The 13,556-nt window shown below is 68.8% G+C and carries 12 protein-coding genes; 6 read left to right on the top strand and 6 right to left on the bottom strand.

Annotated features, from left to right (window positions below; translation table 11 throughout):
* Positions 1 to 28 precede the first annotated feature (28 nt).
* The 6 genes from nbrcactino_RS16260 (at position 29) to nbrcactino_RS16235 (ending at position 6,901) form a co-directional block, all read left to right on the top strand.
* On the top strand, positions 29 to 1,030 hold the full coding sequence (locus tag nbrcactino_RS16260) for a malate dehydrogenase (RefSeq protein ID WP_161928513.1): 1,002 nt from the start codon (positions 29 to 31) through the stop codon (positions 1,028 to 1,030).
* Positions 1,031 to 1,065: 35 nt separating this feature from the next.
* A complete protein-coding gene (dcd, locus tag nbrcactino_RS16255; RefSeq protein ID WP_161928512.1) occupies positions 1,066 to 1,632 on the top strand; it encodes a dCTP deaminase in 567 nt (188 codons plus the stop codon).
* Positions 1,629 to 3,029: an MFS transporter gene (locus nbrcactino_RS16250; RefSeq protein WP_228460982.1), complete on the top strand. Its 1,401-nt coding sequence runs from the start codon at positions 1,629 to 1,631 to the stop codon at positions 3,027 to 3,029. The genes dcd and nbrcactino_RS16250 overlap by 4 nt, the downstream gene beginning before the upstream one ends.
* A 72-nt stretch (positions 3,030 to 3,101) precedes the next feature.
* Positions 3,102 to 4,490, top strand: a complete 1,389-nt coding sequence (locus nbrcactino_RS16245; protein ID WP_161928511.1) for a UDP-glucose dehydrogenase family protein — start codon at positions 3,102 to 3,104, stop codon at positions 4,488 to 4,490.
* Positions 4,491 to 4,507: 17 nt separating this feature from the next.
* A complete protein-coding gene (locus tag nbrcactino_RS16240) occupies positions 4,508 to 5,380 on the top strand; it encodes a hypothetical protein (protein WP_161928510.1) in 873 nt (290 codons plus the stop codon).
* A gap of 195 nt (positions 5,381 to 5,575) precedes the next feature.
* The gene (locus nbrcactino_RS16235) at positions 5,576 to 6,901 is read left to right on the top strand and encodes an HNH endonuclease signature motif containing protein (protein ID WP_161928509.1); all 1,326 of its coding nucleotides are present in this window, start codon (positions 5,576 to 5,578) and stop codon (positions 6,899 to 6,901) included.
* Positions 6,902 to 6,985: 84 nt separating this feature from the next.
* Here nbrcactino_RS16235 and nbrcactino_RS16230 read toward each other — a convergent pair whose 3' ends face one another.
* The 6 genes from nbrcactino_RS16230 to nbrcactino_RS16205 form a co-directional block, all read right to left on the bottom strand.
* Positions 6,986 to 7,750, bottom strand: coding sequence for a MerR family transcriptional regulator (locus nbrcactino_RS16230; RefSeq protein ID WP_161928508.1), 765 nt, complete (start codon positions 7,748 to 7,750; stop codon positions 6,986 to 6,988).
* 34 nt (positions 7,751 to 7,784) lie between these two features.
* Positions 7,785 to 8,915, bottom strand: coding sequence for a PDR/VanB family oxidoreductase (locus nbrcactino_RS16225; protein WP_161928507.1), 1,131 nt, complete (start codon positions 8,913 to 8,915; stop codon positions 7,785 to 7,787).
* On the bottom strand, positions 8,912 to 9,802 hold the full coding sequence (locus nbrcactino_RS16220; protein WP_161928506.1) for a metal-dependent hydrolase: 891 nt from the start codon (positions 9,800 to 9,802) through the stop codon (positions 8,912 to 8,914). The genes nbrcactino_RS16225 and nbrcactino_RS16220 overlap by 4 nt, the downstream gene beginning before the upstream one ends.
* Positions 9,803 to 9,811: 9 nt before the next feature.
* Entirely contained in the window at positions 9,812 to 11,581 is a 1,770-nt protein-coding gene (locus nbrcactino_RS16215) for an SDR family oxidoreductase (protein WP_161928505.1), read from the bottom strand.
* A gap of 138 nt (positions 11,582 to 11,719) precedes the next feature.
* A complete protein-coding gene (locus nbrcactino_RS16210; protein WP_161928504.1) occupies positions 11,720 to 12,142 on the bottom strand; it encodes a hypothetical protein in 423 nt (140 codons plus the stop codon).
* Between the two features lie 127 nt (positions 12,143 to 12,269).
* The gene (locus tag nbrcactino_RS16205; protein WP_161928503.1) at positions 12,270 to 13,523 is read right to left on the bottom strand and encodes a pyridoxal phosphate-dependent aminotransferase; all 1,254 of its coding nucleotides are present in this window, start codon (positions 13,521 to 13,523) and stop codon (positions 12,270 to 12,272) included.
* Positions 13,524 to 13,556: the final 33 nt, after the last annotated feature.

Raw genomic sequence — 13,556 nt, 5'->3', positions numbered from 1 at the left:
TTCGGCGGCTGCTGGCAGAGTTGGGGGCATGGAAGCAACGACGCTCACCAAGCCCGCCACCCTCACCCTCTCCGGCGCCGCCGGACAGATCGGCTACTCCCTGTTGTTCCGCGTCGCGGCCGGGGAGATCTTCGGCCCCAACACCCCGGTCCGCCTGCGGATGTTGGAGGCCCCGCAGGCCGTCCGTGCCGCGGCCGGTGTCGCGATGGAACTGCAGGACGCGGCCTCCCCGCTGGTGGCCGGCATCGAGGTGACCGCCGATCCCCGCGTTGCGTTCGAAGGCGCCAACCACGCGATCCTCGTCGGCGCCCGGCCCCGCACGGCGGGCATGGAGCGCTCAGATCTGCTGGAGAGCAACGGGGCGATCTTCGGCCCGCAGGGGCGCGCCATCAACGACGTCGCCGCCGACGATGTGCGCATCCTCGTCATCGGCAACCCCGCCAACACCAACGCGATGATCGCCGCCGCGCACGCACCGGACATCCCGCGCGACCGGTTCACCGCCCTCACCCGGCTCGACCACAACCGCGCGGTCGCCCAGCTCGCCGCGCGCACCAGCGTCAACGTCCGCGAGATCCGCCGCGTCACCATCTGGGGCAACCATTCGCGCACCCAGTACCCCGACGTGCGGCACGCGACCGTCGCCGGGCGCCCCGCCTTGGAGATGGTTGGCGCCGAATGGGCCGAGGGCGTGTTCATCGACACTGTCGCCCAGCGCGGTGCGGCGATCATCGAGGCCCGCGGCGGGTCGTCGGTGGCGTCGACGGCCACCGCGATCATCGACCATGTGCGCGACCGGCGCTTCGGCCTGCCCGACCCGGCGGACTGGACGTCGACGGCACTGGTCTCCGACGGCTCGTACGGGGTCCCCGAAGGCCTGGTCTCCTCCTTCCCGGTGCGCCCCGTCGACGGGAATTGGGAAATCGTGCAGGGACTGGAGATCGATGAGTTCTCCCGCGCCCGGATCGACGCCTCGGTGGCCGAACTGCAAGAGGAGCGCGCCGCGGTTGCCGACCTCGGCCTGATCTGATCGCGCGGGCCGTCGATCCGATAGCCTGATGAACCGTGCTCCTCTCCGACCGCGATATCCGCGCCCAACTCGACACCGGGCGCCTGCAGATCGAGCCGTTCGAGCCGGACCTGGTCCAACCGTCGAGCGTCGACGTGCGCCTCGACGGCCTGTTCCGGGTGTTCAACAACACCCGCTACACCCACATCGACCCGGCGCAACGGCAGGATGAGCTGACCACCCTCGTCGAGCCCGCCGAGGGCGAGCCGTTCGTCCTGCACCCGGGTGAATTCGTCCTCGGCTCCACGCTGGAAGTGTGCTCGCTGCCCGACGACCTGGCCGGCCGGCTGGAGGGGAAGTCGTCGCTCGGCCGCCTGGGCCTGTTGACGCATTCGACAGCCGGGTTCATCGACCCCGGCTTCTCCGGGCACATCACCCTGGAGCTGTCCAACGTGGCGAACCTGCCGATCACGCTGTGGCCGGGGATGAAGATCGGCCAGCTGTGCCTGATCAAACTGTCCAGCCCCGCCGAGCACCCGTACGGCAGTGCGGCCGTCGGCTCCAAATACCAGGGCCAGCGCGGCCCGACGCCGTCGAAGGCGTATCTGAACTTCCAGAAGTGACGCCGGCCGCCCGGCTCGGCCCACCCGACGCGGCGAGCATCGGCGCCCGGCTCGACCGGCTGCCGATCACGCCGATGCACCGCCGGGTCACGGCGATCATCGGCCTGGGCCTGTTCTTCGACCTCTACGAGGTCTTCTTGGCCGGGACGCTGGCCGTCGTGTTGAAGCAGCAGTTCCGGTTGAGCGGTACCGGGCTGACCCTGCTCTTGTCGTCGGTGTTCCTGGGCATGTTCCTCGGCGCCATCCTCATCGGCCGCATCTCCGACCGCATCGGCCGGCGCCCGGCCTTCCTGCTCAGCATGTCGGTCTACTCGGTGTTCACCCTGGCCGCCGCCTTCAGCCCCGGCGCGGGCGCGCTGGTGGCCAGTCGCTTCCTGGCCGGCGTCGGGATCGGTGCCGAGCCCCCGGTCAGCGACGCCTACCTCGGGGACATGCTGCCCGCCCGGTACCGCGGCCGCTACACCGCGTGGGCCTACACCGCCGCCTTCCTCGGCGTACCCGCCGCCGGCTTCGGCGGCCACTGGCTCGTCGGCCGGGAACCGCTGGGATTCGACGGCTGGCGGTGGCTGTTCCTGCTCGGCGCGATGGGCGCCGTCATCATGTTCTTCCTGCGCCGCCGCCTGCCCGAGTCGCCGCGTTGGCTGGCCACGGTCGGGCGGCACGACGAGGCCGACGCCATCGTCACGACGATGGAGGAGCAGGCGCGCCGACGCGGGTTGCCGCTGCCCGACCCGGAGACCCCGACGGCGGCTGCCCGCGAAGCCGACGGCAAGGGCCGCGTGCGGGAGCTCTTCGGGCCCGGACTGCGGCGGCGCACCGGGATGATGGTCGTGCTCCAGTTCTTCCAGAGCTGGGGCTACTACGGGTTCGGCACCCTGGTGCCAATCGTCCTCGCGGCCAAGGGCTACGACATCGTGACGAGCCTGGCCTTCCTCGGCGTCACCTACCTCGGCTACCCGATCGGATCGCTGCTGTCGCTGCCGGTCATCGACCGGGTCGAACGCAAGCACCTGATCGTGGTCTCGGTGGTATTCATGGCCGGATTCGGCATCGCCTTCGGCTACGCCGACAGTCCCGCCCAGATCATGGCTGTCGGCTTCGCCTACACCGCGGTCAGCAACGTCTTCTCCAACGCCTATCACGTCTATCAGGCCGAGGTGTTCCCCACGCGCGTGCGCGGCACGGCGGCCAGCTGGGCGTACTCGTTGTCGCGGCTGTCCAGCGCACTGATGCCGTTCATCCTGCTGCCGATCCTGGAACACCGTGGTCAGACGGCGCTGTTCGCGGTGGTCGCCGCGGCGATGACCGCCGTCGCCATCGCCGTCGGCGGATTCGGTCCGCGCACCACCGGGCTGGCCCTCGACGAGGTGAACGCCGCCGCGGACACGCGCCGATAGTTCACCCGCCCGTAGCCCGACGGTGGGCCGGTCGCCACCGGGATGCCGCTCGGCGCCGGTAGCCATGGGGGCATGAAGATGACAGTGATCGGCTGCGGCTACCTCGGTGCCACCCACGCCGCCTGCATGGCCGAACTCGGCCACGAGGTTCTCGGCGTCGACGTCGACGCCGCCAAGATCGACTCGCTCGCGGCGGGGACCGTGCCCTTCTTCGAGCCGAACCTCGACGACGTGCTCAAGCGCAACATCGCCGCCGGGCGCCTGCGGTTCACCACCGACCTCGCCGAGGCGGCCAGCTTCGCGCGCGTGCACTTCCTGGGCGTCGGCACCCCGCAGCAGCCGACGTCGGGCGCAGCCGACCTCACCGCGTTGCGCACCGCGGTCCGCGAACTCATTGGCCACCTGCGCGGGCGCCACCTCATCGTCGGCAAGTCCACGGTGCCGGTGGGCACCTGCGCCGAACTGGCCGACGAGATCGCCGCGCTGAGCCGCAGTGCCACCATCGAGTTGGCCTGGAACCCAGAATTCCTTCGGGAGGGCTTCGCCGTCGACGACACGCTGCGTCCCGACCGGATCGTCGTCGGCACCGACCCCCGGCACCCCGACTCCGACGCCGCCGACCGGATCGCCCAGGTCTACCGGGCCATCCTCGAGGACGGCACCCCCTACTTGACCATGGATTGGGCCACCGCCGAGCTGGTGAAGGTGTCGGCCAACGCCTTCCTCGCCACCAAGATCTCCTTCATCAACGCGATCAGTGAGATCTGCGAGGTCGCTGGCGGCGACGTCACCGCCCTGGCTGACGCGATCGGCCACGACGCGCGGATCGGACGCCGGTTCCTCAACGCCGGACTCGGCTTTGGCGGCGGCTGCCTACCGAAGGACATCCGTGCGTTCGCCGCGCGGGCACAGGAACTCGGCGTCGGCGACGCCCTGGCCTTCCTGCGCGAGGTCGACGAGGTGAACATGCGCCGCCGTGCCGCCCTGGTGGGTCTTGTCGAGAAGGCCTGCGACGGTTCGGTTCTCGGACGTAACGTCGCCGTGCTCGGTGCGGCGTTCAAACCGGAGAGCGACGACGTGCGCGACTCGCCGGCGTTGGCGGTGGCCGCTCAGCTGTCACTGCGCGGGGCCCGGGTGTCGGTGTTCGACCCCAAGGCGATGGGCAACGCGGCACGCGTGTTCCCGACGTTGCGCTACGCCGAATCGGCCCGCGACGCGGCGCGCGGCGCCGACGCGGTGATCGTTGCCACCGAGTGGGCCGAGTTCGTCCACATGTCGCCCGCGGAGCTGTCGACCGTCGTCTCCCGCCGGCTGATCGTGGACGCCCGCCGCTGCCTCGACGGTGACGCCTGGCGCGCCGCCGGGTGGGAATACCGCGCCCTTGGCTCGTCGGCAGTCGCGACTCCGACGGCGACGGCGGAGCTGGTCGACGCCCCCCAGACCAGTGATTTCTTGGTCTGACGTGCTATTTTGTGTCGGTGCAGACGACGACCGGTCCCGCGGTGCGGCGTTCAGCCGCCCCGGCCCCCGGCGTTGACCGGGCCCTCGCGGGGCGCCTGATCGCCGACGGTCGCGTCTCGTTGCCCGAGTCGCCGGCCTGGGAGGCCGAACTCTTGGCGCTGATGGCCACGGCTCAGCGTCGGCTGCGGTTCACGTCGTCGGTGTTCCTGATGGGTGAGAATCACGTCGCGCTCTTCCTGGTCACCCGTGACGATCTCGCGGCCATCGCGCCGGATCAGGTCCTCGCCGAGGAAAACGCGGTGCCCAAGCACCGCAAACCGCGCGGCGAGCGACCCGCGGTCCGCCCGATATCGGACCGCACCGACGCCTGGACCCTCCCGGCGGTCAACATCAGCCCTGCTCAGCAGCATTCTTCCGAGCTGTTGGCGGTGTACACCGAGGCCGATCCGGTGGCCGTCTCCGAGCAGGTGGAGCCTCTCGTCGACGACCCCACCGAGGAGTATGCGGCGGTCGAGGACGTCGTCGACGACGAGCCCGGCCCCGCTGCGCATCCCACGCCCAACCGCCGCCGGGTGGTCGCCATCGGCGCCGCGGCGGCGGGGGTTCTCATCGTCGGCGGTTTGCTCGGCGTGGTGGTCGTCGACCGCAACAGCACTCCGGCGCCGCAGGCGTCGGCGCCTCCGACGAGCGTGGTGCCGGTGACGACGAATGTGCCCGCGATCGACCGGGCCGCGCTGAAGGACATCGCCAAGCCGGTCGAGTTGTACGTGACGCCTAAGAACACCGCCGCACCGCAACCGGCCAACAACCGCAGTGCGCCGCAGCCGAAGCAACGGGGGCGGTTCCTGCCCAATCCGATTCCCGGCCTCCCGCCGATCCCCCTACCCTGAGCCTTTTTCCCCTGTACATCGGCGATGCCGATGGTCAATGGGTGGCGCTCTGTGGCGAATCAACCCAGGTCAACGGGCTATCTGACGGTTGTCAGACCTCCGTTGTAGATTGGGTGTATAGATAGAAGCGGAACAGCACAGAGTTTCTAATCCGAGTCCGCACAATATGATGCGAACCCGGACCTTGGGGGTCACATGAACCACGACGAACTCGCCACATTCGTCACCGACCTGGCCGATGATTTGGCGCCGACGGCGGTCGAATCTGGCACCGGTTTGGGTGCGTTGTTGGCCTCCGCGGAAGCGATCGCCGACGACAAGGCTCTGTTGGGGGTGATGGTCACCGCGGTGCGGATGGGCAACATCGCCTCCTATCTGTTGGCTGCTGCGACGGCGCGGGCTGAAGCCGTCGGTATCCCGGTTCGGCACCGGTTGAAGAACGGGCGGGACTTGTTGCGGGAGCTGCCGTTGGCGCCGGCCGCCGTCAACCGGGTGGCCCGGTTGGCCCAGCACTTGGATGATCTGCCGAACCTGGTCCGCGAGGTCCGCGACGGCGACCTCACCGTTGACCATGCCGATGCGGTCATCCGCGGTCTCGACCACATCGCCACCCGCATGGGGGCCGATGGTTTCGACGACGTGCGGGACAAGACCGCGACCACATTGTTGGCGCACGCCCGGATCGATCAACCCGCCCAAGTCATGGAGAAGGCCCGCGAACTCGGCCACGAGTTGGTGCCGCTGGATCCGCCATCCACTCCGCCGGCGGACAATCCGTCGTTGAACCAGGCATCGATCACCCGGACCGACGAGGGGCGTGTGACCCTGGAGGCCGATCTGGATCAGCTGTCCGGGGAGAAACTCCACACCGCGCTGGATGCGCTCGCGAAGCCGATCCCAGCGCCTGATGGCTCCCCGGATCCGCGTCCCAGGGCCCAACGCACCGCCGATGCCCTGGTCAGCGTGATCACCGCATACCTGGCATCACGGAATCGTCCGACCGTCGGCGGGGTCGTCCCGCACATCACCATGACCGTGCCCTTGCCTGTCCTGGTCGGTAGCGGTGGTGAAGGAGATTCGCGAGTCGCACGGCTGGGATTCACCGGCTCGGTCTCAGCCGAGACCGCACGTGAGATCGCCTGCGGCAGTGCTGAAGTCACCGCGTTGATCACCGCGGACTCGGTGCCGCTGGACGCCAAACGCACCCAACGCTTCGTCACCGGCACCCTGCGCAAAGCACTCGAAGCCCGCGACGGTGGCTGCCAATTCCCCGGCTGCGGCAGACCACCAGCCTGCTGTGAAGGCCACCATATTCAGCACTGGGCCGACGGCGGCGAGACAAACCTCAAAAACACCGTCCTGCTCTGTTCGCTGCATCACCACACCTATATCCACGGCAAGGGCTGGAAGGTCCGCATCGGGTTCGACGGCCACCCGTGGTTCCAGCCGCCGGAAGGAGGTGAACCGATCCGCTGCCACAACCGACGCAGCCTCACCCTCGCCGACCACGCCGCCGCCTAATTGCGGCCCGATGAGAGCAGCCCCCGAAGGGACTGCGCACGTACCTTGAGAACTTCATAGCGAAAACGGCCCCCCGCGCACCGATCAGTCGTCGCCGGTCGCCGCATCCCCGAGGTAGTCGGCGAGTTGGTTGGACATGCTGCGGTCCAGCTCGCGGTTGAGGATGTTGTGGACCGTCACCATGCCCGCCTTGCGGAGCTCGGTGATGAGTTCGGCGGCCCAGACCGACTCGTCGTCGGTGCTGGGAATCCAGCCGTCATGGTGCTGGTCGGTGATGACGCGCCGCCCGGCGGTGATCAGGGTGCCGGCCACCCCGGACAGCTCGTCGGCCAGACGGGCATGGGCGTCGAGGATGTTGTCCAGGGAGATGCCCAGCTTCACGAGTCGGCTGTAGGACTCGATGGTGTCGGTGTCGAGTACCCGGTAGCGGCGAGGCTTGCGCGAGGCACCGGAAGTGTCGGTGTCCTCGGCGATCAGGCCGAACTCGGCCAGCCGCGCAAGATGGCGCGGATTGGCCGTGTGGAGGAGTTCTTTCAGCTCGATCGCGGTCATCGTCGACGTGTGGGTCGACGACCAGGGGACCGAAACGGCATCCTCCAGGCCCAAGACGTCGGCCAGACCGTCGCCACGCTGCATCCCGGTGAAGAATTCGGCGATATGGCGGGTGGTGAAGCCGCGGCGGAGCAGGTTGTTGATCACGCGCAGCCGCTCGAGGTGGACATCGCTGTAGATGGCGATCCGGCCGCGGCGGATCGGACGCGGGAGCAGACCGCGGTCTTGGTAGCCGCGAACGTTGCGCGTCGTCGTCCCGGCTTCCCGGGCCAAGTCGTCGATGCGGTACTCGGTCATGGCGAGATTCTCTCACCCGGGCCGTGCGCGGCGGTCAGAGATCGAGCGTTAGGTGATCTCCCGCACAACGGGACACGCAGGTCAGGATGTCTCCGCCGGCTCGCTCGGCATCCGAGAGGAGGCTGTCGCGGTGCTCGGGCTCGCCGTCGAGGACCTGCAGCCGACACGTGCCGCAGAACCCCTGCTGGCAGGAGTACGGGACTCCCGGATACACGCGGCGCAGTGCGGCGAGGAGGCTCTCGTCGGCGGCCACGGTGGTCGAGGTCCCGCTGCGGGCCAGGTTCACGGTGAACTCCGACCCGCCGACGACGGGCGGCGGCGAGAACCGCTCGTAGTGCAGTTCGAGGTCGCGGCGGCCGTCGAGGTGGGCGCGTAACAGATCGATCATCGGGACCGGACCGCAGCAGTAGAGCGCGATCGGGCGATCGCCGTCGAGGGGGCCGACGAGGTCGTCGACACCGGGCAATCCGTGCTCGTCGTCGGTGCGGATGGTGATCCGGTCGCCATAGCGGGTCAGCTCGTCGAGGAACGGAATCGATTCGCGGCTGCGCCCGGTGTAGATCATCGACCAGTCGTAACCGAGGCGTTGCGCGTGCGAGAGCATCGGAAGGATCGGCGTGATGCCGATACCGCCGGCGATGAACCGCAGATGCGCAGCCGCAGGGTCGGTTCCGTCGGCCACCCCGGGCAGTGCCAGGGGGAACGCGTTGCGCGGGCCCATCACCGACAGGGTGTCGCCGACGGAGATCTCGTCGTGCACCTCGACCGACCCGCCCCCGCCGTCGGGGATGCGGCGCACGGCAATGCGGTAGGCCGACTGGTCGGCCGGGTCGCCGCACAACGAGTACTGGCGGATCCGCCCCGACGGCAACAGCAGGTCCAGGTGGGCCCCCGCGTACCAGCGCGGCAGCAACCCGCCATCTTCGGCGGCGAAGGTCAGGGCGATGACGTTCTCGTCGAGTGCGACCTGTTCGCGCCCGACAACGCGCACGGGAAACACGCCGCTGTCCGCCGAGGTCGCCGGCAGCCGGGTGACTGTGCCCCACACCGGCCACCAGGCCTTCGCGATGCCGGTGGCCAACAACAGGAGCGGGTCCCGGCGGAACCGTCCGGTCAGACTCGGCGGGGTGCGATTCAAGGGCTCGGGCTCGCTGATAGCGGTCACCCCGCCCTCCGTGCGGCCGGCGACGACGCCAGGTAGGCGACGGCCTGGGCGGTACTGCCGACCTCGTCGGGGTGGAACCCGGGGCGGAAGTACTTGGCGGTGGAGAAGGTCAGGCCCACCAGCGACGGCAGCAGGCCGGCGCGCACGCCCCGCTGGTATTCGAGTCGGCGGCGCAGGAAGCCGAAACCGGCGGTGGCCGGATCCTGCCGGGTGACGTCCTTGACGCCGCGGAAGATCAGCCAGATCAGGGCGGGGAGGACCAGGCCCATGGTGCGCGCCCGCCGCAGGTAGCTGTCGCCGAAGTAGTTGGCGACGTCATAGGCGACCGCGCGGTGCTCCACCTCTTCGGCAGTGTGCCAGCAGAACAGGTCGACGATCTCGGGGTCGCCGCCGGCCTGCGCCCAGCGGCTGTTGAGCGCGAAGTCGCCGAGCTCGGCGGTGTAGTGCTCGATCGCCGCGATCAGCCACAGGCGTTCCACGAGGTGCTTGCGCACCGCCTCCGGAGATCCGGATTCCTTGGGGCCCAGCAGTTTCCGGAACACCCATTCCATCTGCTTCTGGAACGGCCGGGGATCGATGCCATGGCCGACGAGGTACTCCCAAAGGACCTTGTCGTGGGACTCGGCGTGGACGGCCTCCTGGCCGATGAAGCCGCGCATGGCCTCGGCCAGCTTCTCGTCGTCGACGTGGGGGAGTGCTTCGTTGAAGGTCCGCACGAACCACCGCTCGCCCTCGGGCAGCAGCAGGTTCAGTGCGGTCACGGTGTGCGACGCGTACGGGTGCCCGGGCAGCCAGTGCAGCGGCGATCGGGACCATTCGAACTCGACGTTGCGGGCGCGCAGCTCCACCGGCCCGGGATCGACGGCGACGATCTTCTCACTGGACATGGGTTCCTCCTACCGGAAAATGTTTCCACGGGCGCCGAGGCGCGAGAGTGCGGGGAAGAAGCGGTACACGCGGTACCCGATGGCCGCCTCCGGGGTGACCGGGACGACGGCCTTGTTCGCCTCGATGGCGGCGACGATCTGGGCGGCCACCCGATCCGGGGTGTAGCCGCGGCGCTGGTACGCCTTGACCAGACGGTCCCGCTGGGCCGCCTCGGCCGCTTCGTCGGCGAAGCCGGCCAGCGGCGTGCGCGAAACGATGTTGGTGTCCACGATGCCCGGGCAGATGGCGGTGACGCCGATGCGGTGCTCGGCCAGCTCGGCCCGCAGCGATTCGCTGAACAAGAGCACCCCGGCCTTGGTGGCGGCGTAGACGCCGAGGCTGCGCTGCGGGGTGAAGGCCGCCGCCGACGCGATGTTGACGATGTGGCCGCCGGTGCCGCGGTGCACGAGCTGGCGGCCGAACTCGCGGGAGCCCGTCATCACGCCGCGCAGGTTCACGTCGACGACCTTGTCGACCTGCTCGTCGGTGGCGTCCAACGCGCTGCCGCCGATGGCGATCCCCGCGTTGTTCACCACGATGTCGGCGACCCCGTGGGCGGTGCGGACCGTGTCGGCGAACGCGGCGAAGGCGGCGGTGTCGGCCACGTCGAGAGGGTAGACGTGGGCGGTTGCGCCGCGTGCCTTCAGCTCGGTGGCGGTCTCGGTGGCCCCGTCGATGTCGAGGTCGGCGATCACGATCTCGGCTCCCCGGTCGGCCAGCGCGTAGGCGGTCTCGCGGCCGATGCCGCTGCCGCCGCCGGTGATCACCGCGAGCTTCCCGGCCAGCGGGGGACGCGGGCCGGCGCCATCGACGCGGGCACGGTCGAGCGTGCGCGCGGCGGTGTCGCTGCCCTCGATGGCGGCGATGAACTCGCGGGCGGTCTCGGCGAGGTAGCCCGGATTGGTGAAGGGGAGCCAGTGGCCGGTCTGGCTGGTCCGGCGCCACAGGCGCGGTGCGTGCTGGGCGGTGTCGGAGAAGATCGCCGGCCGCAGCGCGATGTCGCGCTCGTTGACGATCTCCAGGATCGGTACCGCGGTGTCGCGGGGGTCGGGCTTGGCCAGCTTCTGGCGGACGTTGGCCCGGTAGTAGCGCAGGCCGCTGATCGTGTCGGCGGTGAAGGAATCACCGAGGACGACGTCGGATTTGTCGGTGCCTTCGACGGTGGAGAGGAACCAGCGCCACACCGCGGGTCGGCCGACCGCCCCGAAGAACAGGTTGGACACCACCGGCAGATGGAAGAAGCCGATGTAGGACGACGAGAGGATCTGGGAGATCCCGTCGCGCAGGTTGCCCGGCGTGGGGCGGCTCAACACCTTGCGGGCCCACTGCGACAGGTAGTCCAGGTTGGGGCCGGAGATCGAGGTGTACGAGGCGATCTTGTCCTCGGCTCCCGGAGTGGTGACCGCTTCCCAGGCTTGCAGTGAACCCCAGTCGTGGGCGATCAGGTGCGCCTTGCGGTCGCCGGCGGCGGCGTCGACGACAGCGAACAGGTCCTGCGCCAGCTCGTCGAGCCGGTAGGGGTCGTTGCCGGCGGGGGCCGAGCTCTCCCCGTAGCCGCGGGTGTCGTAGGCGACGACGAAGTGGTCGGCGGCGAGGTCCTGTGCGACGTGCGTCCACAGGTGGTGGGTGTCGGGCCAGCCGTGGACCAGGACGACGGGCGGGTTACCCGGACCGCCGAGTTCGAAGGCGGCAAGCTCGATATCGCCGTTGCGGACTATCCGCTTGCGCCACTGCGCCATGGTTCGCTCCCCGTGACAGGTGAAACGGCGCGAGTCGCCGTTGACATCGAGAAGCGTACCATCGGTCATTGTCACGGTTGGGAGAACCGGGCCGATCCGCGGCGTAGACGCCCGGTATCGGCCCGGTGGTGTCGGCGGTCATGACACCAGGCAGACGCTCCCGAGGTTCAGGCCATTGCCCACTGTCACCGTCGTGGTCCTCGTCGAGTAGAAGCTCGGCGGGATGACCAGTTGACGTGCCTTGATCACCTTGGAACCGGTGCTCGACGGCGTCCACGTGATGGTGGCCTTGTAGGTCGCCCCCTCCTGATGCGGGGTGACGGAGCCGAGGTACGTGGCGCCTTCGTAGAACCGGACCATCCGGTTCTTGGTGGTGACCGCGGCGGTCACCTCGTAGCTGCAGGTCGTGCCGTAGCGGCCGCCCATTGCCGGGGACACGCTGACATTGTTGACCGAAGCGTTCGACGGGGCGGCGACTACTGTCGCGGCGAGTCCCGCGCCGGTGAGGGCGACTGCCGCCGCAACGGCGCGGATACGGGGATGGGTGGTTGTCGTGGACATGGATTCCTCCTGGGTCGGGGGCAGGTGCGCGGATTTTCCGCACCTCCCGACGGTGCCCTGCGACGGACGCGGCGGAACGCGTAGTCGACCACCTGCTTTTTCGTGCGGGTGGTTCGCAGGGGGGTGGCTACTGCCGGTAGGAGGACAGGAAGTTCCCGATCCGTTCGATCGCCTCGGACAGGTCCTGGGCCCACGGCAGCGTGACGATGCGGAAGTGGTTGTTGTCGTCGAGGTTGAAGCCGCTGCCCTGCACGACGAGGATCTTCTCCTGCAGCAGTAGGTCCTGGACGAACTGCTCGTCGTTGTGGATCTCGTGGACCTCGGGGTCCAGCCGGGGGAACGCGTAGAGGGCGCCGCGGGGCTTCACGCAGGAGACGCCGGGAATCTCGTTCAGCTTCTCCCAGGTGACGTTGCGCTGCTCGTGGAGGCGTCCTCCGGGTGCGCAGAGCGCGTCGATCGACTGGTAGCCGCCCAGCGCGACCTGGATCGCGTGCTGTCCGGGGACGTTGGAACACAGGCGCGTCGAGGAGAGCACGTGCAGCCCCTCGATAAAGCCCTGGGCATGGTCCTTGGGGCCGGTGATGACCACCCACCCGGCCCGGTAACCGCACACCCGGTAGGCCTTGGACAGGCCGTTGAACGTCAGGCACAGCAGATCCGGCGCGAGCGACGCGATCGACGTGTGCTCGGCGTCGTCGTAGAGGATCTTGTCGTAGATCTCGTCGGCGAGCAGGAGCAGCGAGTGGCGGCGAGCCACGTCGGCGATCTGCTCGAGGACCTCGCGTGAGTAGACCGCGCCGGTCGGGTTGTTCGGATTGATGATCAGCAGCGCCTTGGTTCGATCGGTGATCTTCGATTCGAGGTCGGCGATGTCTGGCTGCCAGCCGTTGGACTCGTCGCAGCGGTAGTACACCGGCTTCCCGCCGGACAACGTCGTCATGGCCGTCCACAGCGGGTAGTCCGGCGAGGGGATCAACACCTCGTCGCCGTCGTTGAGCAGCGCCTGCATGGTCATCGTGATGAGCTCGGAGACCCCGTTGCCCAGCAGCACGTCGTTGACGTCGAAGTAGGGGAACTCCTCGATGACTTCGTAGCGGGTGACGATCGCCCGTCGCGCCGAAAGCACGCCGACGGACTCGGAGTAGCCCTGCGAATAGGGAAGCGCGTGGATCATGTCGCGCATGATCACGTCGGGGGCCTCGAAGCCGAACAGCGCCGGATTGCCGATGTTGAGCTTGAGGATCCGGTGCCCCTCGGCCTCCAACCGTGCCGCGTGGGCGACCACCGGACCGCGGATCTCGTAGCAGACGTTCTTCAGCTTGTCGGACTGCTCGAGCGGCTTGAGGTTCTGGTTGAGGTGCGAAACGTGGGGTCTACTCACCACTCAATTGTGACAGCCGCGTGCAAACGGATT

The organism is Gordonia crocea, from assembly GCF_009932435.1.
GTDB lineage: Bacteria > Actinomycetota > Actinomycetes > Mycobacteriales > Mycobacteriaceae > Gordonia > Gordonia crocea.
The sequence above is the reverse complement of the archived record's forward strand: the minus strand, read 5'-3'. Positions and strand labels throughout refer to the sequence as shown.

Coding starts and splice junctions, on each gene's coding strand:
- nbrcactino_RS16260 (WP_161928513.1), top strand. CDS start 29: ATGGAAGCAACGACGCTCACCAAGCCCGCCACCCTCACCCTCTCCGGC.
- nbrcactino_RS16245 (WP_161928511.1), top strand. CDS start 3,102: ATGAAGATGACAGTGATCGGCTGCGGCTACCTCGGTGCCACCCACGCC.
- nbrcactino_RS16235 (WP_161928509.1), top strand. CDS start 5,576: ATGAACCACGACGAACTCGCCACATTCGTCACCGACCTGGCCGATGAT.
- nbrcactino_RS16230 (WP_161928508.1), bottom strand. CDS start 7,750: ATGACCGAGTACCGCATCGACGACTTGGCCCGGGAAGCCGGGACGACG.
- nbrcactino_RS16220 (WP_161928506.1), bottom strand. CDS start 9,802: ATGTCCAGTGAGAAGATCGTCGCCGTCGATCCCGGGCCGGTGGAGCTG.
- nbrcactino_RS16215 (WP_161928505.1), bottom strand. CDS start 11,581: ATGGCGCAGTGGCGCAAGCGGATAGTCCGCAACGGCGATATCGAGCTT.
- nbrcactino_RS16210 (WP_161928504.1), bottom strand. CDS start 12,142: ATGTCCACGACAACCACCCATCCCCGTATCCGCGCCGTTGCGGCGGCA.